20 protein-coding genes are annotated in these 24626 nt (G+C 74.2%); 7 read left to right on the top strand and 13 right to left on the bottom strand.

Annotation, left to right across the window (positions count from 1 at the left end):
* Positions 1-59: 59 nt before the first annotated feature.
* Positions 60-1262, bottom strand: a complete 1203-nt coding sequence (locus tag V9U70_RS10155; RefSeq protein ID WP_336674168.1) for an erythromycin esterase family protein — start codon at positions 1260-1262, stop codon at positions 60-62.
* 58 nt (positions 1263-1320) lie between these two features.
* On the opposite strand from V9U70_RS10155, the gene V9U70_RS10160 reads away from it, so the two are divergent.
* From V9U70_RS10160 to V9U70_RS10180, 5 genes are all read left to right on the top strand, one after another.
* The gene (locus tag V9U70_RS10160) at positions 1321-2055 is read left to right on the top strand and encodes a MerR family transcriptional regulator (RefSeq protein ID WP_336674169.1); all 735 of its coding nucleotides are present in this window, start codon (positions 1321-1323) and stop codon (positions 2053-2055) included.
* 531 nt (positions 2056-2586) lie between these two features.
* On the top strand, positions 2587-3882 hold the full coding sequence (locus V9U70_RS10165) for a polyprenyl synthetase family protein (protein WP_336674170.1): 1296 nt from the start codon (positions 2587-2589) through the stop codon (positions 3880-3882).
* 25 nt (positions 3883-3907) lie between these two features.
* Positions 3908-5443 carry a phytoene desaturase gene (locus V9U70_RS10170; RefSeq protein WP_336674171.1) on the top strand — a complete coding sequence of 512 codons (1536 nt, stop codon included), beginning with the start codon at positions 3908-3910 and terminating at the stop codon, positions 5441-5443.
* A complete protein-coding gene (locus V9U70_RS10175; RefSeq protein ID WP_336674172.1) occupies positions 5430-6449 on the top strand; it encodes a phytoene/squalene synthase family protein in 1020 nt (339 codons plus the stop codon). Before V9U70_RS10170 ends, V9U70_RS10175 begins: the two co-directional genes overlap by 14 nt.
* Positions 6446-7459, top strand: coding sequence for a Rieske (2Fe-2S) protein (locus V9U70_RS10180; RefSeq protein ID WP_336674173.1), 1014 nt, complete (start codon positions 6446-6448; stop codon positions 7457-7459). Before V9U70_RS10175 ends, V9U70_RS10180 begins: the two co-directional genes overlap by 4 nt.
* Before the next feature lie 98 nt (positions 7460-7557).
* Here the strand turns inward: V9U70_RS10180 and V9U70_RS10185 are convergent, their stop codons facing one another.
* The 4 genes from V9U70_RS10185 to bla are packed head-to-tail and all read right to left on the bottom strand — an operon-like array spanning position 7558 to position 12189.
* Positions 7558-9117, bottom strand: a complete 1560-nt coding sequence (locus tag V9U70_RS10185) for an NAD(P)/FAD-dependent oxidoreductase (RefSeq protein WP_336674174.1) — start codon at positions 9115-9117, stop codon at positions 7558-7560.
* Positions 9114-9842: a class I SAM-dependent methyltransferase gene (locus V9U70_RS10190; protein WP_336674175.1), complete on the bottom strand. Its 729-nt coding sequence runs from the start codon at positions 9840-9842 to the stop codon at positions 9114-9116. The genes V9U70_RS10185 and V9U70_RS10190 overlap by 4 nt, the downstream gene beginning before the upstream one ends.
* A complete protein-coding gene (locus V9U70_RS10195; protein ID WP_336674176.1) occupies positions 9842-11095 on the bottom strand; it encodes a lycopene cyclase family protein in 1254 nt (417 codons plus the stop codon). Before V9U70_RS10195 ends, V9U70_RS10190 begins: the two co-directional genes overlap by 1 nt.
* A gap of 59 nt (positions 11096-11154) precedes the next feature.
* Positions 11155-12189 carry a class A beta-lactamase gene (bla, locus tag V9U70_RS10200; RefSeq protein ID WP_336674177.1) on the bottom strand — a complete coding sequence of 345 codons (1035 nt, stop codon included), beginning with the start codon at positions 12187-12189 and terminating at the stop codon, positions 11155-11157.
* Between the two features lie 297 nt (positions 12190-12486).
* Between bla and V9U70_RS10205 the strand changes: the two genes are divergently transcribed.
* The gene (locus tag V9U70_RS10205; RefSeq protein WP_336674178.1) at positions 12487-13341 is read left to right on the top strand and encodes a LysR family transcriptional regulator; all 855 of its coding nucleotides are present in this window, start codon (positions 12487-12489) and stop codon (positions 13339-13341) included.
* Positions 13338-14252, top strand: coding sequence for a serine hydrolase (locus V9U70_RS10210; RefSeq protein ID WP_336674179.1), 915 nt, complete (start codon positions 13338-13340; stop codon positions 14250-14252). Before V9U70_RS10205 ends, V9U70_RS10210 begins: the two co-directional genes overlap by 4 nt.
* 112 nt (positions 14253-14364) lie before the next feature.
* Here V9U70_RS10210 and V9U70_RS10215 read toward each other — a convergent pair whose 3' ends face one another.
* The 8 genes from V9U70_RS10215 to V9U70_RS10250 all read right to left on the bottom strand — a co-directional run bounded on the left by V9U70_RS10215 (position 14365) and on the right by V9U70_RS10250 (position 24618).
* On the bottom strand, positions 14365-14757 hold the full coding sequence (locus V9U70_RS10215; RefSeq protein WP_336674180.1) for an Mpo1-like protein: 393 nt from the start codon (positions 14755-14757) through the stop codon (positions 14365-14367).
* Positions 14754-15461, bottom strand: a complete 708-nt coding sequence (locus V9U70_RS10220) for a DUF6875 domain-containing protein (protein WP_336674181.1) — start codon at positions 15459-15461, stop codon at positions 14754-14756. Before V9U70_RS10220 ends, V9U70_RS10215 begins: the two co-directional genes overlap by 4 nt.
* The gene (locus V9U70_RS10225) at positions 15461-16582 is read right to left on the bottom strand and encodes a methyltransferase (RefSeq protein WP_336674182.1); all 1122 of its coding nucleotides are present in this window, start codon (positions 16580-16582) and stop codon (positions 15461-15463) included. The genes V9U70_RS10220 and V9U70_RS10225 overlap by 1 nt, the downstream gene beginning before the upstream one ends.
* Positions 16579-17973 carry a cytochrome P450 gene (locus V9U70_RS10230; RefSeq protein ID WP_336674183.1) on the bottom strand — a complete coding sequence of 465 codons (1395 nt, stop codon included), beginning with the start codon at positions 17971-17973 and terminating at the stop codon, positions 16579-16581. The genes V9U70_RS10225 and V9U70_RS10230 overlap by 4 nt, the downstream gene beginning before the upstream one ends.
* Before the next feature lie 110 nt (positions 17974-18083).
* Positions 18084-19148 carry a UbiA family prenyltransferase gene (locus V9U70_RS10235; RefSeq protein ID WP_336674184.1) on the bottom strand — a complete coding sequence of 355 codons (1065 nt, stop codon included), beginning with the start codon at positions 19146-19148 and terminating at the stop codon, positions 18084-18086.
* Between the two features lie 1005 nt (positions 19149-20153).
* On the bottom strand, positions 20154-22004 hold the full coding sequence (locus V9U70_RS10240; RefSeq protein WP_336674185.1) for a PhoX family protein: 1851 nt from the start codon (positions 22002-22004) through the stop codon (positions 20154-20156).
* Positions 22004-24082 carry a peptidoglycan recognition protein family protein gene (locus V9U70_RS10245; protein WP_336674186.1) on the bottom strand — a complete coding sequence of 693 codons (2079 nt, stop codon included), beginning with the start codon at positions 24080-24082 and terminating at the stop codon, positions 22004-22006. The genes V9U70_RS10240 and V9U70_RS10245 overlap by 1 nt, the downstream gene beginning before the upstream one ends.
* Before the next feature lie 101 nt (positions 24083-24183).
* Complete coding sequence (locus V9U70_RS10250) at positions 24184-24618, bottom strand: hypothetical protein (RefSeq protein ID WP_336674187.1); 435 nt, start codon at positions 24616-24618, stop codon at positions 24184-24186.
* Positions 24619-24626: the final 8 nt, after the last annotated feature.

Below are 24626 nucleotides of genomic sequence, written 5' to 3' on the forward strand. Positions count from 1 at the left end.
TGCTCGACCACCCCCTCGACCGCGTCGTCTTCCCGCGAGCGGTGCGGGGCCGTGTCCCCTCACTCCTCGGGCACGTCCTTCAGGAACACGAGTCCCTCGACACGGCCCAGGTGCGCAGGGTCCACCGGTGCGTAGCCGAAGTAGGAGGACACCCGGGGCGCGGGGCGCGTGTCACCGAGGGCGGCCACCAGCCGGGCGGAGTCGATGAGGTGACGGTCCCCGGGGAGCGCGTACAGCACTCCTTCGACGGTGTCCGGAGCCGGAGCCCCCACGCCCTGGTGCCGCAGGGTGCCGAAAGCGGTCGCCAGGAAGCCGTAGTCCGCGCCCAGACGGGAGCTGACGATGGCGCCCGCGCTCCACCACTCCAGCGGTCGTCCGTCCATGCGCATGCTGCTCCTGTCGCGCTGGAGATGACTGTTGTGCGCGTGGACCAGCACCGGCCCCCGCTCGACGGCGGCGAGGAGGTTCTCGGCCATCATCCCGTCGCGCAGGCCCACCAGGCGCGCCAGTCGGCTCGGTGATGTGTCGGCCATCTGGGAGTGGTAGCGCAGCAGGCCCGCGGCGGTGCGGCCGTACAGGCACGCCCGCTCCCGGCCCTCCCGCGAGGCGGCCGCCGCCAGGTGGGGTGTCTGCGTGTCGAGCAGGCCCACCAGATCATCGGTGAGCAGACGCAGTTCGCCTGCCTCGGCCGACCGGCCCACGGACCGGGAGGGGTCCCTCATCGCGGCGGGGTCGGTCCACCGGTCGTCGGCGCCGAGCAGCCGGTCGAGCGTCGCGGCGGTGCAGGGGAGCAGGCCCGGATCGACGTGGGCCGCGAGGAAACCGTGGAGCGCGGTGAGGACGTGCCGGGGGCTCGCGGCCCCGGTGATCTCCAGCGGGCCGTCGAAACCGCAGAAACGCACCTGCTCGGCGGCGGGCCTGCGCTCGTTGAACGCCCGCATCCAGCAGACGAGTTCGCGGTTGGCCGCGTACGTCCCCCACCCGTGGCTGAAACCGTGCTCCATGACCTGGTCGAGCGTGCCCGCGCCCGTACTGACGAAGTCGTCCACCAGCAGCCCTTTCACGCAGTCGCTCTCGACGGCGATCGTCCGGTATCCCTCCTCCTCGACGAGCTGCCGGAAGAGCTCGTTGCGCAGCCGGAGAGGGGCCTGGACCCCATGGGCGGGTTCCCCCAGGGCCAGCAGTCGCGGCCGGGCAGCGAACAGCCCCATGACGGCGGCGGCCTCGACGGCCCGGGCGAGGTCTGCGATGTCCGTAGTCATAGGGTGAACGGTATCGTTGAACCTTCGGTTGAAACCTTTCCGAAGTATCGGCAGGAAGATGAGTCAGAAGTCTCAAACGGGTGAGCAGCTCAGGCCGGTCGACCTGGCACGCGGGTACGGCCTGTCCACCCAGGCCGTCAGGAACTACGAGGCGGCGGGCATCCTCCCGCCCGCCGAGCGAACGCCCCACGGGTACCGCGTGTACACCCCGCACCACGCCCGGGCGCTGCGGGCGTTCCTGGCCCTGGCGCCCGGCCACGGCCACCGCGCCGCGACGTCGATCATGCGGGCGGTGAACCAGGGGGCGGCCGAAGAGGCGTTCCATCGCATCGACGAGAGCCACGCCCAGCTCCTGGAGGACCGGCGGACGCTCCAGGCCGTCGAGAACGCCCTTCGCTCCCTGGGCCCGGCCGGGTCCGGCACCGCACCCGCCCCCGGCTCCGGTCCCGGCGGGACGTTCATCGGGCCGCTGGCGGGGAAGCTCGGGGTCAGGCCCGCCACGCTCCGGAAATGGGAGCGCGCCGGTCTCGTGCGCCCCCGCCGCGACCCGCAGACCGGCTACCGCCTCTACGGCGAAGCCGATGTGCGGGACGCCCGACTGGTCCACCAACTCAGGCGGGGCGGCTATCTGCTGGAACAGATCGCCCCCGTGATCACCCAGGTGCGCGCGGCCGGCGGGGTGGACCCGCTGGAGGCCGTCCTGGGGGACTGGCGCAGTCGACTGGCCGCTCGGGCGCGCGCGATGCTGGCGGGGGCCGCGGAGCTGGAGGCGTACCTCCGCCAACACGGATGAGACCGCGCCCATCGCGGCCCTGTCGGCCCCCTCCGGCGTGGAGCGGTCGGCCCGCCCCGGCCCGCGGGTCGGCGCCCCTGCCCCCCCTTCGGCGCCGAAGACCGCACGCCGGTCAGGTCCGCGGCCGGGCGGGCTGTCGGGGAACTCCCGGGCCTGAGCGGCGGGGCGCCCGGACCGACGGGCCGCCCCCGGGCCCCCCGGAGCGGCGGACGCGCCCGCTCCCGGCGCGCGGAGCGCGGGCGTGGCGGCTTGCGGGTTCCCGCCCAGGCAGCGGCGGCTGCCCGCTCCCGGGCCCGGGCCCGGGCGGCAGTCCGTGTGCGCCCCGAAGGAGCTGTGCGGGGGGCCGAACGGGCGGGCGCGGCGGCCGCCCGGGTGTTTCTCCCTCCAAGGACCACCGCTGCCGTGATCGTCTCGGGTCAGCCCCTTCTCGGGGCACCGCCCTGAACGATTGTTCCCCGCACCGCATCCGAAAGGGCAGCGTGGACAGAAGGGACGGTGAATGGTTCGCACACTTTGCCGGAAGGACGTGAGATGGCCCGAGGTCAGGCCGTGGAGCACTCCTTCGACGACCGTCCGCCACCGGCGGAGCCACCACAGAAACCCGCCGGCACGGCCCGCCCCGCCTCCGCCCCGGCGCACCGGGCCCACCGGGGAGAGGGGCCGCCGTACGAGGCCGGCGCCGTGGACGCTGATGTGGCGGCCGCCGTGCGGCACACGGCCCGCACCATCCTGGACGAGAGGATCGCCGAGGCTACGGAGCTCGACCGGACCTTCTGCGGCGATCTGGCCCAGCGGGTGGCCGACTTCACGCTCCACGGCGGCAAGCGCGTCCGTCCTCGACTGGTGTGGTGGGGCATGCGCGCCTGCGGAGCCGCGGACGCCGCTTCCGTCGATGCCGCGCTGCGACTGGGCGTCGCCCTGGAACTCATCCAGACCTGCGCCCTGATCCATGACGACGTGATGGACCGTTCGCCGTTGCGCCGGGGGAAGCCCGCCGTTCACGTGGGACTCGCCGCGCGGGCGGGCCTCTCACCGGACTCCCGGCGCGGGGCCTCCTTCGGCGCCTCGGCCGCGGTCCTGGCCGGGGACCTCGCACTGGCCTGGGCCGACGACATCGTCGCGGACCTGGCACCGGCCCCCGCCACGCACCGCCGGGTCCGGGCGATCTGGCGCGCCATGAGGACCGAGATGGTCGCCGGGCAGTATCTGGACCTGCACGGTCAGGCCACGGGAGACGTGTCCGCCGCTCGGGCGGTACGGACCGCCTGCCTCAAGAGCGCCCTGTACTCCGTGGAACGCCCGCTGGCCATCGGCGCGGCCCTCGCCGGCGCGGACGAGCGCACCACGGCCGCGCTGCGCGCGGCCGGGCGTTCCGCGGGCATCGCCTTCCAGCTGCGGGACGACCTCCTGGGAGTGTTCGGCGACCCGGCACGGACCGGCAAGCCGTCCGGGGACGACATCCGCGAGGGAAAGCCGACCTACCTGCTGGCCGTCGCGCGCTCGCGGGCCGCCGCCGCCGGCGACAAGAAGGCGCTGGGAGTCCTCGACCAGGCACTGGGGGACGGGGAACTCACCGCGCACGGCCTCGCCGCCGTGCGCGACGTGTTCGAGACGACCGGGGCGCGGGCGCAGACGGAACGCAGAGCGGACCGCCTCGTCGAGCACGCCGAAGCCAGGCTGGCCGACGCCGTCGACGTCCACACCCCTGGCGGCCGTCGACTGCTCGGGCTGCTGCGCTCGCTCTCCGCGCCCCCCGCCTGTTCCGCCCCTGACGGTCCCGGGCCCCTGAGTGCCGCACCGCCGGCCGACCCCGCGCCGGGGCTCTGACCCCGGCCGGAGAAGGAGACAACAGATGATCACCGTGAAGGGGCCCGTCGACCATGTGGTCGTGGTCGGCGCCGGCCTGGCCGGGTTGTCCGCCTCGCTCCACCTCCTCGGCGCGGGCCGCCGGGTCACGGTCGTCGAACGCGCCCCGGCCCCCGGCGGCCGGGCAGGGCTCCTGGAGCAGGCCGGCTTCCGCTTCGACACCGGGCCGACCGTGCTGACCATGCCGGAGCTGGTGGAGGAGGCCTTCGGGGCGGTGGGCCACACGATGGCCGACCGGCTGGAGCTGATCCGTCTGGACCCCGCGTACCGGGCGTGCTTCGCCGACGGGTCGCGTCTGGACGTGCACACCGACGGCGCCGCGATGGAGGCGGCGGTGGAGGAGTTCGCGGGGGCCCGGCAGGCGGCCGGGTACCGGCGGCTGCGGACCTGGCTGGAGCGGCTCTACCAGGTGCAGATGCGGAGCTTCATCGACGCCAACTTCGATTCGCCCGCCCAGCTCCTGCGCCCCGACCTCGTGCGGCTGGCCGCCCTGGGAGGCTTCGGCCGCCTCGACGCGCGGATCGGACGCTTCGTGTCGGACGAACGGCTGCGCCGGGTCTTCTCGTTCCAGGCCCTGTACGCCGGTGTGCCGCCTGCGCGGGCCCTGGCCGCCTATGCCGTCATCGCCTACATGGACACGGTCGCCGGGGTGTACTTCCCGCGCGGCGGCATGCACGCCCTGCCGAGGGAGATGGCCCGGTCGGCCGCCGAAGCGGGCGCCGACCTCCGCTACGGGCAAGCCGTGGTCCGGCTGGAGCGTTCGGGCGAACGCGTCACCGCCGTCATCACCGACGAGGATCGCATCCCCTGTGATGCCGTGGTCCTGACCCCCGATCTGCCCGTCAGCTACCGTCTGCTCGGCCGCAGCCCCCGCCGGGTCCTGCCGCTGCGGCACTCGCCGTCGGCGGTGATCCTCCACGCGGGAACGGACCGTACGTGGCCGGAGCTGGCGCACCACACCATCTCCTTCGGCGCGGCCTGGAAGAGCACCTTCCGCGAACTCACCCGCACCGGGACGCTGATGTCCGATCCCTCCCTGCTCATCACCCGGCCCACCGCGGCCGACCCCGCCCTCGCTCCGCCGGGCAAGCACCTGCACTACGTACTGGCGCCCTGCCCGAACACGGACATCGGCCCGGACACCCGGCAATGGCGGGAGCTGGGCCCCCGCTACCGGGACGAGCTGCTCGCCGAACTCGAACGCCGGGAGATGCCCGGCCTCGGTGCGGCGATCGAGCAGGAAGCACTGGTCACCCCCATCGACTGGAGCGCCGAGGGCCATGCGGCCGGCACCCCGTTCTCCGCTGCCCACACCTTCCCCCAGACGGGCCCGTTCCGCCCGCGCAACCTCGTGCGCGGTACTGCCAACGCGGTCCTGGCAGGCTGCGGGACCACGCCCGGCGTCGGCGTGCCGACCGTGCTGATCTCCGGGAAGCTGGCCGCACAGAGGATCACCGGCGCCACCCCGCCCCGACGCCCCGCTCCCCTGCCCCGAGAGGCGGTTTCGCATGACCGGCCGTGAACTGGACGCCGCGGGCATCCACGACCCCGCCCTCCGCGCGGCGTACAGCCACTGCCGCGGGCTCAACGCCCGGCACGGCAGGACGTACTTCCTGGCGACGCGGCTGCTCCCCGTGGACCGCAGGCCGGCCGTGCACGCGCTGTACGGCTTCGCGCGGTGGGCGGACGACATCGTGGACGACCTGGAGAACGGCGCAGCCCCCGCCGAACGGGCCCGCGCGCTGCTCGCCCTGGAAGCCCAGCTGGAGGCCGGGCCGCGACCGGGCGAGGCCCCGGAGCCGGTGATCCGAGCACTGGCCCACACCGCGGACCGGTACGGCATCGACCGCCGGCACTTCACCGACTTCCTCGCGTCCATGCGCAGCGATCTGACGGTCGGCGGATACGCCTCGTACGAGGAGCTGGGCCGTTACATGCACGGGTCGGCCGCCGTGATCGGACTCCAGATGCTGCCGGTGCTCGGCACGGTGGGCCCCCAGGAGGAGGCCGCCCCGCACGCGGCAGCGCTCGGGGTCGCCTTCCAGCTCACCAACTTCCTGCGGGACGTGGGCGAGGACCTCGACCGGGGCCGGCTGTACCTGCCCACCGATCTGCTGGCGGCCCACGGGGTGCAGCGGGAGCTGTTCGAATGGAGTCGGCGCACCGGGGCCCGTGACCCCCGCATCACCGCCGTGCTGCGGGCCGCCGCGGCCCACAACCGCGCTGTGTACCGGCAGGCGCTGCCGGGGCTGGCGATGCTCTCCCCGGTGTCCAGGCCCTGCATCCGTACAGCGTTCGTGCTGTACAGCGGCATCCTCGACGCGATCGAGGCAGACGGGTACGCCGTCCTGCACCGGAGGGCGGTGGTCTCCCGCGGACGGAGGGCGGCGGTCGCGCTCGACGGGCTGGCGCGGGCGGTCGCCTCCCGCACGTCGCGCCGACGGCCCGGTGCGGCGCGGGCAAAGGAGGACGACGGGCGGCTGCGGCCGGACGGAACCGGCTCATCGGTGCGGGAGGAAGCGGCGTGAGCGCCTCCGGACGCCGAAGCGGCCGGCGCCGCGTTCCCCTGAGTCTGCGCCGCGACCCCGTTCCGTGGGAGCGACAGGCGCCCACCTGGCGCGACGCGCGGCCCGGACTCATCGCCGAGGCGCTGAAGGAGTCACTGAGCCGGCCCTCGGGGAACTGGTACGTCATCGGCGCCTCGCGCGCGCTGCCGCCCGGAAGGTCGGTCGGTAGATCCGTCGCGGGCGCCGAAGTGGTCGCCTGGCGGGACGCGGAGGGCCGACTCCGCGCGGGACCGGGCGCCTGCCCCCACCTCGGGGCGCCGCTGCGTGACAGCCCTGTTCGCTGCGGCACGCTCGTCTGCCACTGGCACGGCATGGTCCTGGACGGCGAGCCGTTCGCCGGGTGGGAGCCCTATCCCGCCTTCGACGACGGGGTTCTGCTGTGGGTGCGGCTGGACGCCGTGGGCGGCGAGAGCCCGTCGGACCGGCCGTTCGTGCCCGAGCGGCCGCGAGCCCGGTCCGCCGTCGACGCCGTGTACGAGGGTGTGGGCCGCTGCGAGCCGGAGGACGTCGTGGCCAACCGCCTCGACCCGTGGCACGGGGCCTGGTTCCACCCCTACCGTTTCGTCGACCTGAGGGTGACCGCGACGCCCGAGGGGGCAAAGGACGACACCGGTTTCGTCGTCGACGTGTCCTTCAAGGTGGCCGGGCGCGTGGTGGTGCCGGTCCGGGCCCGGTTCACGGCTCCGGAACCCCGCACGGTGGTCATGCGGATCATCGAGGGCGAGGGCGAGGGATCGGTGGTGGAGACCCACGCCACGCCGCTCGCACCGGACGACAGGGGCGGCCCGCGCACCGCGGTGACCGAAGCGGTGGTCGCCGCCTCCGACCGGCGCGGGTTCGCCGTGGCGCGGGCGGCCGCGCCGCTGGTGCGCCCCCTGATGCGGATCTCCGCCGGCCGCCTGTGGCGGGACGACCTGGCGTACGCCGAAAGACGCTGGGAGCTGCGCGCCGACGGACGCTTCCCGGGCTGACGGGCTGACGGGCTGACGGGCTGACGGGCTGACGGGCTGACGAGCTGACGGGCGGGTGGGGAGCCGCGCTCCCCGCCCACCCGCGCGGGACGAAACGGTTACCCCGCTCCCAGTGCGGCGAGGCGGCGCAGGACGGGGGAGCGGCCGGCCCGCGGCACGGTCCAGAGCGTCTGCCCCCGTACGCCCCACCGCTCCAACAGCGCTCCGGCCGCCAGGAATCCGCTGGTGGCGGCGCGTTCCATCAGGGCCACCGGCAGCTCGGTGCGGACCATGTCCCCGGCCACCGTGACAGCGGGGTCGGGAGTGCGCACGCCGGGCCGGTCGCGGTAGCCGCCGACCGGGAACAGCGGGCAGTCCGCCCGCCACTCATGACGCTCGTCGACGATGCGGGCGCTGCGCGTCTCCGGGTAGATCCGGTGCAGCTCACGCAGGGCGGCGCTCTGCACGGCGGCCCGGTCCGCGTCCGGGGCGACGGCGTAGGCGTGCAGTTCGATCACCGAGCCCCTGGCGCGGCGCGCCCACCGAGCCGCTTCGCCCTCCCAGCGGTCCAGGACGCTGACGTTGTCCAGCGGACCGTAGCCACTGGTCCCCAGGAACCCCGGCCGGTCGGCCGCCACCGGCCGGTCCAGCCACAGCCGCGAGACCAGGAACGGCGGTGCGGTGCGCAGCCGGCCGATCCGCGCGCGCCACGCCGCGTCGCCCAGCTCGGGTGAGTCGGCGACGATGCGGCGCAGCCCCCCGCTGTCCAGCGCCAGGACGAGCGCGTCGTACCGCGTGGTGCGTGCGTCGGTCGTGACGTCGACGCCGCCGTCGGCGCGCGGGGCCGCCCGCCGGACCGGCACCCCGGTGCGGACCCGGGCGTGGTGGCTTTCCAGGTAGCACCGCAGCGGGTCCCACAAGGAGGTGGGGAACGGCTCGGCGGGGACGTCGAAGAGCAGCCCTTCGCTGGAGCCGAGGAAGTAGATGTGGAACATCAGGGCCAGTTCCGCCGCGGACAGTTCGCGCGGATCGGCGAAGAAGCTGCGGGAGAAGACTTCGAACGCCAGATGGTGGGCGGCTGCCGGGAACCGGATACGGGAGAGGTAGTCGTGGGCGCTGACGCCGTCGAACCGGTCGTAGACCTCGGGGACGCGCACGTCCAGCAGCGGCAGTGCGGCGCGGGGCTCCATGCGGAGCAGGTCCCGTGCCCCGAACGTGGGGCTGAGGGCGACGAATCCCAAGGCGCTGAAGGGAGGCGTGCGGGGGACCCGGGCGAAGCTGTCGTACAGGCCGGCGCTGTGTCGCAGCGGGTAGTCCGGCAGGGCGGTCAGCGCCTCCAGCCCCGCGTCCACCCTGCGCAACAGACCACGCAGGTTGTAGTACTGCCGGAAGAAGGCATGGAACCCGCGGCTCATGGTGACCGTCGTGCCGTCGGCCAGTCGGGTCGGCCAGCCGGCCAGCCGCCCGCCGAGCCCCTCCTCGCGTTCGAAGAGGGTGACGTGGGCGCCGCGCTCGGCCAGGAGCGTGGCCGCCGCGATCCCGGCGATGCCGCCGCCGACGACCGCCACCGCTGGCGCCTGGGCCGTGAACCGGGCGCGCCCCTCGGGCGCTCTCACGACGGCGGCCCGCCGGTCCCGGCCGTGGCGGTGGCCCGCCCCCGCGCCCCGCGGGCCCGTCATGCCCGCCCTCCCCGCCCGCCGGCGCCGCGTGCGACGAAGGTGTGCGTGATCCCGGTCTGCCAGCCGGGCAGCGGAAGCACGCGTACGCGCCAGAAGCCCGCTCGGCCCAGGCGCTCGGCGAACGCGGGCGCGGTGTCGAAGTCGACGACGCTGCGCCGAAGGTGCCGGTAGAGCCGCGCGTCGTTTGTGAGGCGCCCCGCGGGCAACACGACGGCACGGCAGACCGCGTTCCACACGAGGCGGTGCACGGGCGAGCCACCGAGGGTGTACTCGTGTACGCCGAGTCGTCCGCCGGGGGCGAGCAGCTCGCGCACCACGCCGAGCGCCGCGTCCGGGTCGGTGAGATTGCGGAAGAGGTAGCCCGCGAACACCGCGTCGAAGGAGGCGGGGGCGAAGCGGTCGGCCAGCTCCTCGACCGGGGCGTGCAGGAAGTCCACGGTCTTGGGCCAGCTCTTCGCTCGCGCCCGGTCCAGCATGCCCGCGGAGGCGTCGACGCCGGTGATCCGGGCGTGCGGGGCGGCGGTGAGGAGGGCGGCCGTGGAGGCGCCCGTGCCGCACCCGACGTCCAGGACGCGCAGTCCGCGGCCGCCGTCGGCCAGCCCGAGGCGGCGGGCCGACCGACGCAGATGGGCGTGGTACCCCGGACTGGCCGCCACGAGGCGGTCATAGGCGGTGGAACCGTGGTCGAAGGCCGCGGACAGGGCGTCGCCGCGCAACAGGGTCATCAGGCGCTCTCCTCGTGCTCTTCGTGACCGGCAGGCCGGAGCGGGGGCGGGGGCGAAAGGGTGTGTCCGGCGCCCGGTGTTCGTCTGGACCGGAAGGGGAGCTCAAGGACGGTACGCAGCATCGGGACGACCGGTGTCCGCAGTCCGATGAGGAGGTCCTCGTGCAGGCGCGAGTCGCCGTCCAGGAATCTCAGCAGCCGCTCACCGGGCACGTGGCGGAACAGCCGGGCGAAGAACTCCGCGCCGTCGACGCGGCCGCTGTCCAGGGCCCGCAGCATGACGGCGTCCATGGCGCGCGGCCGGGCGCCGTGGGGAGCCGGCACGCGCGGAGGCCGGCCGGCGCGCAGGCGGGAGGCGACGGCCCGGCTCTGCCGCTGCACGGCGGCGAAGGTGTAGCCGGTGGAGGGGCGGGTCGCGCCCCCCGCTGTGCCGATGCGGAAGACCGACCCGCCGGCGTGGCGGGGGAAGCGGCCGTCCGTCATGGGGATGACGCCCTGCTCCTGCGCGGTCACTTGGAAGGGGCCCAGCCCCAGGACGTCACGGGTGTAGTGGTCCAGCGCGCGCCGGTAGCCGTCGGCGTCCAGCGTGGCTCGGGAGAACTCGGTGTACTCCACCAGGGCCGCGTCGGGTCCCAGGGGGAGCACGTAGCCGAAGGAGAGCCCGCGGTGGGGCTGCCGGGTGCGGAAGTCCATCAGGTCCGCGGTGCCCGGGTCGAAGACGGGGCGCTCGGTGCGGACGAACCAGCCCGTGAAGTGCTGGAGGAGGGTGGTGCGAGCGGGCGGCAGCCGGCGGGGCGGCCGGGAGTCGAACACGTGACGACCGCGCAGGGTCAGCACGCGGCCCCGCCCGTCGCGTGCCAGGACCTCGCCGCCGCCTGGACCGGCGTGCACGCCGGTCACCGTCGCCTCGACGCGGCGGAAGCCCGCCGCACGGGCGAGTCGCCGGTGGACGTGGGCCGCGAAGGCGTCCGACCGCAGCATCTTGTAGCGGAACGGTGCGGGCCGCGTCTCGGTGGCCGAGCCGTCCGCGCCCCGCACCCGCAGCTGCGGCCAGGAGGCGGCCAGGACGGAGTCGTAGGCCCCGCCGGGGGGCTCCCAGTAGCACCAGGTCCGCTGCGGCGGCCGCAACGGACCTGGCGGCGCGTCGACCAGGAGGACCGACAGCGCGACGCGTGGGTCAGGCGCGCACAGGTGGTACGCGAGAGTCAGTCCGGCTGCTCCGCCGCCCACGATGACGACGTCGGCGTCAGGCACGGGGCCCCCTCTCGGATCTCGGCTACCGATACTTCCGCACGACCCGGCTGCTTGGATGCCTACGACGCGCCTGTTTCAGCGGCGGAATCGGACGGCAGCGGCGTCTGGCGACCGCTGCCGGTCACATACGGGGACAAGGCGCCGAAGGCGACTTCGGCTGCCTGCGCGATGAGGGCGTCCCTGCGTTCGGCGTTCTCGGTGTCGCGGCGCGAGAGGACGGCCAGGGCGATGGGCGCGCCGAGGGGAGGCCAGGCGATGGCGATGTCGTTGCGGGCCCCGTAGCCGCCCGAGCCGGTCTTGTCGCCGATCTGCCAGCCGTCCGGGGCGCCGGCGCGGATGGTGCGGTCGCCGGTGGTGTTGCGCTTGAGCCAGTCGGCCAGTACGGCGCGCTTGTCGGGGCAAAGGACGTCCCCGAGAACATAGGCGCGCAGATCGGTGGCGAGGGCGCGGGGCGTGCTGGTGTCGCGGGGGTCGCCGGGCGCGCCCTCGCTGAGCGCCACTTCGTAGCGGTCGCACCGGGTGACCCGGTCGCCGAGGCCGCGCAGGGCGTCCTGGAGCCCGTGGGGGCCGCCGAGTTCGCGGAAGAGGAGATTGGCCGCGGCGTTGTCGCTGTAGCGCACCGCGGCGTCGCACAGTTCGCGCAGGGTCATCCCGGTGCCGAGGTGTTTCTCGGTGATCGGTGAGTGGCTGACGAGCACGTCGCGGCCGTAGCGCACGAGCCGTTCGAGCTGACGCAGGGAGCGTCGGTCCAGGATGGCGCCGGCGAGCAGCGCCTTGCAGGTGGACGCGTACGCGAACCGCTCGTCGGGCCGGTGGACGACGGTCCGGCCGCTGCCGGTGTCGACGGCGTAGACGCCGAGCGTGGCATCGAACTTCCGTTCAAGTCGGGCGAACGCGCGCCGCGTAAGAGCATCGGCGGACGCCGGTCCGGACGGTCCGGAGCCGGGCAGGGCGGAGCCGGCCGTTCCCGTGTCGGACGGGGCCGGGGGCGCGGAGCCGGGGGCTGACCGGGCGCATCCGGACAGCGGGAGCGCCGCGAGTCCGGCCAGTGCGGCGAGCGCGGTACGGCGGGAGGAGGCGGTCCGGGTGTGCACGGTGGGCGAACTCCTTGTTCTGACGCGCGCTCTGGCGCTCGGGTCGGGGGAGGAGCGGGAGACTGGGGCAGGAGGCAGGGGCGGAGCAGGCGAACGGGCGCGTGAGCCGGCAGCATGTCCGGGTGAAGCCGCTTCCCGCGTGCGCCAGCGGCCGGACGGAGGCCACCGGCTTGCCCGGTCCCCCTGCGGGAGTCAAACGCGGCGCCTGTCGGATGTCGAATACGCTCTCGGCATCATGGTGATTCACAGGGTGTATCGCCGCACGCCAGGAGGTGCGGAGTGCTGACGGAACGGCATATGGAAATCTTCGTCGCGCTGGCGGAGGAGGAACACTTCGGGAGTGCCGCACAGCGCGTGGGCATCACTCAGCCGCCGCTGTCCCAGGGTCTGCGCCGGCTGGAGGCCCTGCTCGGCGTCCGCCTCTTCGACCGGGACAGAGGCGTGTCCCTCACAGAGGAGGGCGCTCTGCTCCTGCCGCACGCACGCAGAGCGCTCACCGCGCTCGCGCGCCTTCGCGAGACCGGTGCCCGCGAGAACGCCGAGGGCCGCCGCCTGCGGATCGGGCTGGCTCCCGACGTACCGACGACGCTGGCGGCCGACGTCGCGGCCGCGCCGGTCAGGGCGGGCGAACGGGCGCGGATCGGCATGTTGACGGCGGCGACCTCCGCGTTGCTCGGCGACGTCGCGGCCGGACGGCTGGACCTCGCCGTGATCCGCCATCCCTCCGTGCTGCACGGCCTCGCCGCCGGGCGGGTCATCCTGCTGCCGACCTGGGTCCTCGCTCCCGCGGGCAGCACCGCCGCCGACGGAGCGCTGCCGTCGCGCCTGCCCGTCGCCGTACGCCCACGGGCCGAGGCGCCCGCGGCCCACGACCTCTTCGTCGACACCCTGGCCAGCCGTGGCCGCCGGGTGGAGACCGTCGTGGTCGCCGACGAGCGGGCCGGCCTCGCTCTGGTGGCAGCGGGTCAGGCGGTGCTGGTCACGGCGGACGACACGCTGACCGCCACGGGCGTCGAGCGGCGAGCTGCGGCGGACCCGCCGCTTCCGCTGCGTCTGAGGGTGGCCTGGGACCCCCGCCGTCCGGGCGCGGAGGAGATCGCCGGGACGGCACGGTTGCTGGAGGACACCCTGACGCGGAAGGCGGCGACATGAGCGCCGGGAGGGACGGCGGCCGAGTGGAGCGGGAGATCCGCGACCTGTTCGACGACGCGGGCGTCCGAGGCTGGCTCCACGTGGCCGACCTGCACCGCCCGTCGGCGCTGGTGGCCATCGACCCCGGCGAGCGGCTGCCCGTGGGCTCGGTCTACAAGGTGCCTTTGATGGTCGCCTTCTGCCGGCTCGCGGACGCGGGTCTGATCGACCCGCGCCACAGGGAGACGCTGGCGCCGGAGGAACGCGTACCCGGCCCGACCGGCGTCTCCGTGCTGCGCGACCCGGTCACCATGTCGCTGCGCGACATGGTGGTGCTGATGATGACCATCTCCGACAACACCTCTGCCGACGCCGTCCTGCGAGCCGTCGGCCCCGACGCGGTCGACGCCGCCTGCCGCGACCTGGGCATGGCCGACACCCACATCCACGGGGGCGTCGTCAGCACGTTCGACCGGCTGGTCGCCGAGACCGGCGCGCACTCACTGGACGCGGCCCTGGCACACGTGGCGGACAACGACACCGTCGTACCACCCGGCGTGTACGACCCGGCGTACAAGGCGTCCAGTACGGCGCAGGACATGGCCCGCCTCCTGCGGGCCGTCTGGACCGGCCGCGCCGCCTCCGTCGAGCGCTGCGCCTTCATGCGCGAGGTGATGGGCAGACAGCCGTGGACCCATCGGCTGGCCTCGGGGTTCCCGTACGACGACGTCCGCGTCTACGGCAAGACCGGCACCTTCGGCGCCATGCGTCATGAAGCGGGCGTGATCGAGCTCGCCGACGGGAGCGCCTACACCGCCGTGGTGTTCACCAGGGCCGCCCGGTCCGACCACAGACTGCCGCGCGCCGACGCGGTGATCGGCTCAGCGGCCCGTGCCGCCGTGGAGGAACTGCGCGGGCGCCAGGGGACCTGAGCCACGGCGGTGACCGGGCAGCGGACGCGCCGGTGAAATGTTCCTGCCGTGCCGTTACCGCCCCCGCCGAGTGAGGGAACGGCACGGCAGGACCTGCGTCGGCGTGACGAGGTCAGGCCGCGTCGTGCAGGGCGGCGACGGGGTGCGACGACGCGGCGGCCTCCTCCGCGCGGCTCTCGTCCTCCCGTCGCAACCGCTCCACCAGCTCCTTGAGTTCGCCGTTGCGTCCGCTCAGCATCATGCCGATCATCTTCAGGTCGCCGGAGAACGCCGCGCCCGGGTCGGTGAAGCCGACCGGGAGGTTGCGCTCGAAGACGAAGTGGCCACTCCACGCGAAGGTGAAGAAGGCTCCGGGCACCGCCCACAGCAGTGCCGGCCGGCGACGGCGCGCGGCAGCGGTCGCGGCGCCGGCCGCCGCCAGGAGCCCCGCCACGTGCATCCAACGACTCGCCTCGCTGGTGTGGCCCCGCATGTAGTCCTCGAAGCGCTGGTCGAACTGCCTCATTCTGCGTCTCCGTTCGTTTGCCGGTAGGCGGTGCCGGACGCGCTCGGAGCATGCCGGGCGAGCGCGTCCTCATAGGTGTTCCGGAACAGCGGGTCGGCCACGGCCTTCCGCTCGTACCGGGAGCCGAAACGCTTGTGGTACTCGGCGAACAGGTCGCCGTCGTCATGGAGGAAGAGCACGTCGTGGACCGCCATGTTCCGCATGGCCAGCAGGGGCACGGGGCACCGCGACACCGGGAAGCGGGGATTGCGCGCCGCGGGTTCGGGACAGTCCGGGTGGAACTGACCGAGCATCAGCCCCTCGCGCGCCAGCTCCCTCTTCAGCTCCGCCTGCGCGTCGTCCAGCAGAGGCCGGCCGGCCGGCCGCAGATCCGGCAGGACCAGCAGGAGGGTGCGCATCGTCGGGTTGCCGCGCGGCCAGCGCTGGGAGCGGAAGGACCGTGCCATGTCCCGCACCACGGCCCGTACGTCGTCGCCGTCGGCGTCGGCCATCCCCACGCGGGAGCGCAGGAGCAGCGTCCCGGCCTTGAGCGCGGGCGCCACGAAGGGGCACACCGGGCCGTCCCGCCCGAGCTCCTCGTGCGGCCGGCAGATGTACGACTCCAGCCACGCGTGGACCACGGCTTCGGCCTCGGCGGGCGCCGCGCCCTCGGGGGAGTCACGGGGGCAGGCGGCCGTCGATGTCGTGGAGCTGCCGGGCGGCATCAGCGCTCGCCCCCGGTCTCCTCCGCCAGGCCCAGGGCCCGCGCCTCCAGAACGCCGGTGCCGCCGGGGAGCACGGTGGTCCGCACCACGGTCAGCCCTGCCTCGCCCAGCAGACCGGCCACCTCGTCCCGGGTCCGCTCCCGGCCTCCGGTGAACAGCGACATCATGTAGAGGTCCATCAGCGCCCCCCACTGGCTGCTGGGCCCCTGGTCCGGCCGCTCCTCGTGCGCCGCGTCCGCCAGATGGTCGACGACGACCAGCCGGGCGTCGGGCCCCATCGCCCGGCGGCAGTTGGCGAGGACGGTCCGGCAGGACCCGTCGTCCCAGTCGTGCAGGATGTGGCGCAGCAGATAGCGGTCGCCGCCCGGGGGCACGGCGGCGAAGAAGTCCCCCTCCAGCACTTCGCACCGGTCCGTCAGCCCGGCTCCGGCCAGCCTGCGGGCCGCCGGGGGCAGCGCCGCGGCGACCTCCACCAGGACCCCGCGCGCCCGTGGGCGGTCCCGCAGCAGCCCGGTCAGCAGCGCCCCGTCCCCGCCGCCGACATCGACGACGGTCAGAGGCCCGGAGAAGTCGACCGCCTGCAGCAGCCCCTCCAGTTCGAGAGACAGCCCGGTCTCCTGCGACCGGTCGAAGACGCCGCGCAACCACGGGTCGCCGTCCAGATGGGAGAAGAAGCCGGCGCCGAAGGTCTCCTCGAAGGCGGGGCGCCCCCGGCGGACCACCTCGGTGAGCTGCTCCCAGGCGGGCGCCACGGTGGTGGCGACCAGCAGGGCCGTCGGCAGTGCCGAGGCCGGGGCGTCGGACCGCAGGGTCTCGCCGAGCGGGGTGAGACCGAAGCGGGCCTCACCCTCCCCCGAGACCCGCCGCAGCACCCCGAAGGAGACCAGCGCGCGCAGGAGCCGGGCCAGCAGGTCCCGGTCGGCCCCGGTCGAGGCGGCCAGGCCGGCCGCGGTCGGGGCTCCGCTGCCGATGGCGTCCGCGAGACCGAGTTCCGCCGCGGCGCAGACGGCCCGTGAGCGGACATGGCCGTAGATCAGTTCCCGCATGTGCCAGGCGTGGGCGGCCTGGGCCCTGTCGGGCACGGCGACCGCGGCCGTCGGGTGGGTGCTCACCGCCGTCATCGGGGCTCCTTCGCCAGAACTCCGTCGGCTCTTTCCTCCTGCGGCGCGACGCCCACCTCCGCGAAGAGGCCGTCGCGCGGGATCAGCGCCGGGATGCCCCCGTACTGCGGCTGACGCGTCCTGAGGTCGAGGGTGGTGCGCCGTGCCAGCCGGGACAGCGCGGCGGGCAGGACGACCGCGGCGATGTTCGCGCCGATGCACCGGCGCCCGCCGTAGCCGTAGGGCAGGTACTCGAACGGCGTGGGGGCCCGGTAGCCGTCCCGGGACGTGTCCCAGCGCTCCGGCACGAAGCGGTCCGGCTCGCTCCAGACATCGGGCGAGCGGTGGGTGATGTACTCGCTCACCGCCACCAGGCTGCCGGCGCGGATCAGGTGACCTTCGTAGCGGAAACCCCGGACGCACCGGCGCGGGCTCATCACCACGGGCGGGTGCGTGCGCAGGCTCTCCTGGACCACCCAGTTCGTGTAGCGGAGTTCGCGGACCCGGGCGGCCGCCGTCGCCTCGCCCTCCGGGGCCTGCCTCGCCTCCTCCCGCATGCGCTGCCAGACGCCGGGAGTGTTCAGGGAGTTGTAGACGGCCCAGCCCAGGCCCGAGCCGACGGGATCGTATCCGGCGATCAGTGCGCTGACCACCATGTCGCGGATCTCGCGGTCCGACATGGCCGGGCCGTCGTCGGACAGCATCACGGAGATCAGATCGCCCGGGTGGCCGTCGGAGCGCGGTCGCCCCCCGCCCGGATCGCCCGCGCGACGCCTGCGCCGGATCTCCTCGTAGATGCGCCGCTCCACCGCCGAGATCGCCTTCAGCGCCCGTCCGCGCGCGGCGCTGGGCAGCTTCCAGGCGATCAGCTGCTGCGGCAGGGGATAGTCCATCAGCTCGTGTATCCGGTCCAGTTCCGCGACCAGAAAACGCTCCTGAGCGGCCAGCCGTTCTCCGCAGAAGAGCCGCAGCATCGCGCTGCGGATCGCCGAGCGCAGGGCGCGGTGGACGTCCACCTGCTGCCCGGGCCGCCAACGGCCGATCGTCTCGTCGATCGACGCGAGGATCAGCCGGGTGCTCTCCTCCGCTCCGCCGCGGTGGAACGAGGGCCTCGACTTGCGCTTTCTGCGGGCGTGCGGCTCGCCGTCGGTGGTGACCAGGGCGGTGTCTCCGGCGATCGGCCGCAGCATGTCGTAGGCGCCGCTGAAGCGGAAGTTGTCCTCGTTCCTCATGACCAGGGAGTTGGCCTGCGGGCCGAAGAGGAAGTGGGTCCGGGTGGGGCCGACGCCGAAGACGCTGACCGGGCCGTATGAGTCCCGCAGGTGTTCCAGGCCCTCGGGCAGCGAGTGCTGGAAGGCCCGGCCGGCGCGGAAGAGCTGCGCCGGTGTTCGCGGGCCGGGAATGGCGGGCATACGTCATCTCCTTCTGGGCCTCGGAAGCCGGCCACCGGTCGGCGGCGCGGCCGGGCGGCCGCGCCCGGTGGCTGACGGGGCCTCGGGGCGGGTCGGTGCGGAGGGGAGGATCAGGCGGCGGGGGTGTCCGTGACGTCGCTCCGGCGGCGGGAGTCCAGCGCCAGGAGGTCGCTGCCGAACAACAGGGCGGCGCCCAGCGCCACCCCCGCGGCCGAGGCCCAGCCGGGTGCGTACAGCAGCAGGACGGAGGCGAGGAACGCCGTCGACAGAAGCATGTCGACCTTGAGCACCGCGTTGGCCGTCGCACTGTCCGACGCCCTGGCCATCGCCCGGCACTGCACCAGGGCGGCCACCGTCCACAGCAGCGCCCACAGCGTGCGGGCCGGGAGCAGCCCGGTGGCCACGAACACCACGGGCGACAGATAGCCGACCAGCGTCATCACGGTGGCCGCGCGCGCCGCGGACGCGCGGGTGCGGAAGGCCGTCGCGGAGGTACGGAGTCCCGCCGAGCGGTCCCCCTCGAAGTCCGGGAGGTTCTTCACCATCCCCTTGGCCACGAACCACACCACCAGAAACCCGAAGAGGGCCCAACCGGCGCCGTTGAGGCCCCGCTGTCCTTCGGGGGCTCCGAGGGCCCCGAGCAGGAACGGTCCGAATACCGCGAGGCTGAAGGCCAGCAGGCCGACGACAGGGCCGTCCTTCAGCCGCAACGGGCGGAACGAGTACTGGTGGGCCCCGACGAGCAGCAGCAGCATCAGCGGCAGCAGCGGGACGCCGCCGTACGGGAGGGTCAGGGCGATCAGCACGCCGGTCGCCCCGTGGCCGATCCATGCCGTCCGGCGGTGCCCGATCCGCAGCACCAGCCAGACACGCCCGGGGAGGTTCCGGCTGTCCTCCGCCAGGTCCGTATAGGCGTTGTAGAGGTTGGCCATCAGCCCGTACACGAGCGTCATGAACATACCCAGGAGGAACGACGGGGTCAGTCCGCCGCCCGCCGCGGTCCAGCCGAGTGCGAAGGCCAGAGTGCCGGGCACGCAGGTGCGCGGACGCCCCAGCATGAAGGCGATGCGCGCGGTCTCCCGCCGCCCGGCGCTGCCGGCGGAGCGCCGTACGGCTTCCTCCCGCTGGGCTGGGGTGAGGACGGCGAACTCGTCCGGTCCGGGGGCGTCGGACACGGAATGTCCGGCGGACGCCGTCACCGGACCGGGGTGCTTTCGGCCGCACTGCGGACGGGGTGCGGCGCGCGCACGGAGCGGGCCGGGGGTGCGGTGGGGTCTGTCGTGAGCAGTCTTCCTCGGTCGAGCACGGTGCGTCTCCATCCTGAGCCGTTCTGTGCCATGGGGGCCATCCGACACCACGGGCCTCAACGGCACCAGGGGATGATTCGGCCATGACAACGCGGCGGTGTTTCGGCGGCCGTCGCGCCCCGGACGGGATGGGCGCCCCCTCCGAGTGGGCCCGCCGTCCTCCCCTGCGGGGCGGAGCGGCGCCGTCCGGTTCGCCGCGCTGGACGGCGCCGGGTCCGGCCACCGGGCGTCGCCCGCCTCCGGGGCGGGCGGCCTCGCGACCGCTCGCACCTGCGCCGTTCGGCGTCGGCCGGAGGCGTCGGGCCCCGGCCGCCCGCCCACGCCTTACGGCCGGAGGGGGCTCGGCGCTCCAGAGCCGCCGCGCTCCCGCCGACGGGCGCGCGGTACCGGGCCTGCGGGCCGGGCCGGAGCGTGCGGGAGGACGGGAGGGCCGAGGGCGTGAGGATCGTTGTCGCAAAAGCAATCCTCCGAGGTTTCCCGGCGCGAGGCACGCGCGCGTCCACGGCGAGAAGGCGAGCGTTCGCCCGGAGAGAGGGGACCCGTGGGCGTAAGCCGCACGCGGTGGGCTCGGCCCACCCCGCCGCGGCGCAGACGAAGGTGGTCTGCCGGTCCTGACAGGCGACGGCCGGCCCTGCCTTTGAGTGGGCCCAGCAGGAGCGGAACCGGCGGGCCCCGACGCCGGTCGCCGCTTCGCAAACGCGAGACCCGCGTGCGCGCGGGCCTCGGCGGAGCTCTGGCGAACCGCGGTGGACGCGACGGCCGGCCCCGCCTCCTCTTCGAGGCGGGGCTGTCGACGGGGTACGAGGCCGTAGCCGGCCCCGGCCGGGCGGTCACACCCGCGTGGGGGGTGCGACCGCCCGCTGACCGGGGCGGTCAGGCTCCGCCGGTTCCGGAGGCCGGGCGGTGGACGACCACCGTGGCGGAGCGGGGACGGCCGTCCGGCCGGTGGTCGGGCCAGTTGCTGACGGCACGCGGGTTCTCCGCGTCCGGTGCGCCCAGAGGGGCGGTGCGCTCGCCGGGGTGCTGGACGTTGACGAAGAGCGCCCGGCCGTCGGGGGCGCCGCTCACGCCGGTGACCTCCGCGCCCCTGGGAGCGGTGAGGAAGCGGCGGACCTCACCGGTGGAGGTGTCAGCGGCGAGAAGGGCGTTGTTGCCGGCGGCGCGGTACTGCGGGGCGGAGCCGTTCAGGTCGTGGCCGCTGACGCCGGTGGAGATCCACAGCGTGCCGTCGTCGCCGAACCACAGTCCCTTCGGGGCTGCGAACGCCCCTTCCGCGGAGCGTGCCGGATCGTCTGCCGCGAGGAACTCCTCCCAGCGGAACGTGCCCCCGGGCTCCGCACCGCGCGCCGGCGCCTCGCGCCAGCGGATGACGCGGCCGTAGGGGTCGGCGTCGCCGCAGCCGGCCCGGCGTCCTTCCCCGCCGTCCGCGCAGCCGGAGCCCCCCGGGCTGTTGGCCAGGGCCAGATAGACCCGGCCGTCGACCGGGTCCACCGCGGCGCGCTCCGGCCGCGCGAGAGGCGTGGCGCCCACCGCGTCGGCGGCCATCCGGGCCCGGAGCAGGACATCGGCCTGGTCGTGCCAGCCCCTCTTCCTGGTGAGCGGACCGTGACCGTGGCTCAGCGGCAGCCACCGGGCGGTCCCGTCAGCGGCGAACCGGGCCACGTGCAGGGTGCCGTGGTCCAGTGGGCTGCGCCCCTGGTCCCGCAGCCGTCGCCAGTCGTCGGCACTGACGTACTTGTAGAGGTACTCGCCGTCCCCGGCGTCGGTGCTGTAGACCACCAGCCGACCGCCGGCCTCGGTGACCGTGGCGCTGCCGTGGGCGAAGCGGCCGAGAGCGGTCCGCTTCACCGGCGGCGCCGAAGGGTCGCGGGGGTCGAGTTCGACGACCCAGCCGAAACGGTCCGGGCGGGCCTGCTGGGAGGCGAGGTCGAAACGCGCGTCGGCCTCGTGCCACGGGTGGCCGTGGCCGCCTGCGGAGAGCCCGTAGCGCACCTCCTCCTCGCCGCGCTGCCAGTCCGTGTCGTCGGTGCCGAAACAGGCGCCTGTGTTCTCCTCCGTCGCCAGGTAGGTGCCCCACGGGGTGACGCCGTGGCCGCTGCAGGCGAGTACCCCGCGGGCCCGGCCCTCGAAGGGCACCGGGCCGGAGAAGCGGACCGGCGAGTCACCGGTGATCCGCCGGTTGTAGGGCGAGTCCACGGTCTTCCAGACCCCGCCGTACCGGCGGATCTCCAGGACGGTGAGGCCCTGGGCGGCCATCGCCTTCTCGGCTCCGCCGCCCAGCAGGGCCCGATCGGCCCCCTCGTGACTCAGCACCAGCAGCCCGCGCAGCTTCCCGGCCGCGCCGGCGCCGAGGGGGAAGAACTGGACGCCGTGGTGGTGGCTGCCGACCTGCCGTGCCTGGTCGGCGGCGGTGGCGCTCGCGTCCGCCCGCCACGCGGGTCCGGAGCTGTGCAGGGGCTGCCCCCAGGGGGCGAGGACATCGGCGCGGAACCCGGCGGGGACGACGACGGCGTCGGCCTCCGCCGCCGGCACCGCGGTGAAGTGCGCCAGGGGCCCGGGCCCCGTGTCGGCGGGCGGGGCGCCGACGGACGGGGCGAGGGCTGAGGCGCTCGGGGCCCCCGCGCCGAGCAGTCCGGCCGCTGCCAGCAGACCGCCGGTGACGGCGCCGCGCCGGGTGAGTCCCGCCGGGCCGTGGGACGGGTGTGACTCCTCGCCGGTCCGCATCAGAACCTCCCCTGGTTGAGCGCGGTCTGCAGTGCCTTGGTGGTGGTCGTGTCCCAGTCGCCGTCCGGGGCGAGCTTCGTACCGGTCATCTTCGTGAGATGCCGCCGCAGGGCGCCCACCGTGGTGTGGCCGATGTCGCCGTCCACGGTCAGGTCGGTGCCGGCCCAGGTGTTGAGATGACGTTGCAGGGCCCGTTGGGCGCCCGCGCCCCAGGCCCCGTCCGGCGTGGCGCCGGTCGCCCGCTGGACGGCGACGACCGTGCGGCGCCCGAAGCCGCCGTCCACGGTCAGCCCCGGACCGTCGAGGTACTGGCCGAAGGCGGCCTCGGCGGCGGGGCCCCACAGTCCGTCCGCTGGGACGCCGACCGTGGCCTGCAGCCACTTCACGCCCGACTCCGTCCTGGGGCCGAAGATCCCGTCCGTCTCCAGCTGCGGGGTGTACCCCAGGCTGTTGACTGCCTGCTGCTGGCGCAGCGCGGAGCGGACGGTGGTCAGAGCGCCGTCGGAGTAGGTGGCGTCGCTCTTCGCGACCTCGCGGTAGGCAGCCTCCGTGGCGGGGCCCCACAACCCGTCGGCGGTGACCCCCACCCTGGTCTGGAGCCACTTCACCCCGGCCTCGGTTCTCGGCCCGAAGACTCCGTCGAGGTCCAGCGGCGGCTGGTGTCCGAGTGCGTTCACGGCTCTTTGCTGCGAGGCGATCGAGCGGACGGAGGTCATGCCCCCGGAGGAGCCGCCGGAGCTGGTGTACGCCAGGTAGGCGGCCTCGGTGTCGGGCCCCCACACACCGTCGGCGGTGACCCCCACCGTGGTCTGGAGCCACTTCACCCCGGCCTCCGTCTTGGGTCCGTTCACCCCGTCGACGTCCAGCGGCGGCTGGTATCCGAGCGCGTTCACGGCCCTCTGCTGCGAGGCGACGGACCGCCCGGAGCCCGTGCCCCCGTCACCGTCCTCGATGTCCTCCCAGCCGTCCACCGGCATCCCGGCGCGCACCCAGGACCGCAGGTCGTTCCCCGGACAGGAGGTGGACCCCAGGGCGCTGTGGTAGGTGCTGTCCAGGGTCCTGCCCAGAACGGAGCCTGCCTTCTCGTAGAGGCTGCGCACGGCGACCCGGGCCGCCTCTGTGGCGTCGCCGTCGCGCCCGATGAAGCACACGGCGACGTGTGACCGGTTGTAACCGGACGTGTGAGCGCCTTCGTTGCCCCAGCCGCGGCCCTCGTAGATCCGGCCGCCGGTGTCGACCAGGAAGTTGTAGCCGATGTCGGCCCAGCCGTTGGAGTCCATGTGGTAGTTCTGGATCTGCCGCACGGTCTGCGACGGCGGGCCGGCGGAGTAGTGGACGACGAAGCCCGTCCGCTCCGACGCGGGCACCACGACGGTCTCCCGGGGCGGCCGCGCTCCCCAGGAGGACCGGGAGACGATCTGCAGGGCGGTGGAGGCCGCAACGGTCTTCGCGGGCGGCGCGGGGTCGATCGACGAGCCGCCCGCGGCATAGGAGCCCAGATGCGCGCCCGGGCACTCGGTCTCCCAGTCGTCCGTCCGGTGCGGACGGATCAGCCCACCCGCCCTGCGCCCCCGGGGCAGTTCGTGGCGCAGGTGGAAGACGAGTCCGCGTAGGGACGCCAGCATCGCGGCGGTCGGGCGGTCGGTGAGGCCGAGCATGCCCTGGATCGAGTAGAACGACATGTCGCGGCCGAGACTGCGGGTGGCGTCCACGTCGACGCGGGCGTCGCCGTTGGCCTCACCGCGCCAGTAGCCGCGGCCCTCGTAGACCGTGCCGTGCGGGCAGACGAGGAAGTTGTACTTGATGTCCTGCGCGTCCTCGTAGTGGTCGGCGAAGGCGCCTGCCACCTTCTTGCGGCAGTCGGCCTCCGAGGCGGGCGAGAAGGAGGAGCGGCTGCCGGTGCAGTGGACGAAGACACCGCCCTTCCACGGCTCCCAGGCTCTGCCCAGGTCGACCGGTCTCGCCGCGGCGTAGCGGACGTACCAGTCGTTGGTGTGCTGCTCCTTGGACAGCGTCGACGGCTTCATGCTGACGTACTGGGCCCATACGGACCGGGGTTGGATGGTGACGGATGCCATGCCCGGAGATCACTGCCTTCTCGGCTGTCGTCGGTCTGTCGGAGTGGGGGACCAGAGGGCGGGCCCGCACCCCCGTGACGGGCCCGCCCTCTGCCGGCGGGTCAGGAGTAGACGTTCCATTCCAGGGTCCCGCTCCAACTGCGGGAGCCCTCACCGATGTCGCCGGCGGCTGCCAGACAGAAGGAGGTGCCGGACCGGAAGTTCGAGCCGATCAGCTTCCGACCCGACTCGTGGGACCAGAAGTTGACGGCCGCCCCGCGTACGTTGCGATCGCTGCACTTGTACCAGAAGACCTTTATGTCGACCGTTCGCGGATTGACCCTCAGATAGATGTCCGAACCGCTGGCCGTGATCGTCCTGGCGGTGGAGTAGTAGGTCGTGTACGAGGACACCGAGCCGTACACCGAGGTCGAGGCGGCGTGCGCCGGGCTGCTGAACCCGATCACGCCGGCGAGGGCGGCGACCGAGGCGACGAGGGCCTTCCTCTTCGTGCTGATTCCTGACATCGGGCCGCGGGCGAGGGAGCGGATGGCCATAGCGGTGG

This window comes from Streptomyces pratensis (assembly GCF_037137275.1).
Lineage (GTDB): Bacteria > Actinomycetota > Actinomycetes > Streptomycetales > Streptomycetaceae > Streptomyces > Streptomyces pratensis_B.

Bases quoted from the DNA above. Each gene is read 5' to 3' on its own strand.
- V9U70_RS10155 (WP_336674168.1), bottom strand. From the start codon at position 1,262: ATGACTACGGACATCGCAGACCTCGCCCGGGCCGTCGAGGCCGCCGCC.
- V9U70_RS10160 (WP_336674169.1), top strand. From the start codon at position 1,321: ATGAGTCAGAAGTCTCAAACGGGTGAGCAGCTCAGGCCGGTCGACCTG.
- V9U70_RS10165 (WP_336674170.1), top strand. From the start codon at position 2,587: ATGGCCCGAGGTCAGGCCGTGGAGCACTCCTTCGACGACCGTCCGCCA.
- V9U70_RS10170 (WP_336674171.1), top strand. From the start codon at position 3,908: ATGATCACCGTGAAGGGGCCCGTCGACCATGTGGTCGTGGTCGGCGCC.
- V9U70_RS10175 (WP_336674172.1), top strand. From the start codon at position 5,430: ATGACCGGCCGTGAACTGGACGCCGCGGGCATCCACGACCCCGCCCTC.
- V9U70_RS10185 (WP_336674174.1), bottom strand. From the start codon at position 9,117: ATGACGGGCCCGCGGGGCGCGGGGGCGGGCCACCGCCACGGCCGGGAC.
- V9U70_RS10190 (WP_336674175.1), bottom strand. From the start codon at position 9,842: ATGACCCTGTTGCGCGGCGACGCCCTGTCCGCGGCCTTCGACCACGGT.
- V9U70_RS10205 (WP_336674178.1), top strand. From the start codon at position 12,487: ATGGAAATCTTCGTCGCGCTGGCGGAGGAGGAACACTTCGGGAGTGCC.
- V9U70_RS10210 (WP_336674179.1), top strand. From the start codon at position 13,338: ATGAGCGCCGGGAGGGACGGCGGCCGAGTGGAGCGGGAGATCCGCGAC.
- V9U70_RS10215 (WP_336674180.1), bottom strand. From the start codon at position 14,757: ATGAGGCAGTTCGACCAGCGCTTCGAGGACTACATGCGGGGCCACACC.
- V9U70_RS10220 (WP_336674181.1), bottom strand. From the start codon at position 15,461: ATGCCGCCCGGCAGCTCCACGACATCGACGGCCGCCTGCCCCCGTGAC.
- V9U70_RS10225 (WP_336674182.1), bottom strand. From the start codon at position 16,582: ATGACGGCGGTGAGCACCCACCCGACGGCCGCGGTCGCCGTGCCCGAC.
- V9U70_RS10230 (WP_336674183.1), bottom strand. From the start codon at position 17,973: ATGCCCGCCATTCCCGGCCCGCGAACACCGGCGCAGCTCTTCCGCGCC.
- V9U70_RS10240 (WP_336674185.1), bottom strand. From the start codon at position 22,004: ATGCGGACCGGCGAGGAGTCACACCCGTCCCACGGCCCGGCGGGACTC.
- V9U70_RS10245 (WP_336674186.1), bottom strand. From the start codon at position 24,082: ATGGCATCCGTCACCATCCAACCCCGGTCCGTATGGGCCCAGTACGTC.
- V9U70_RS10250 (WP_336674187.1), bottom strand. From the start codon at position 24,618: ATGGCCATCCGCTCCCTCGCCCGCGGCCCGATGTCAGGAATCAGCACG.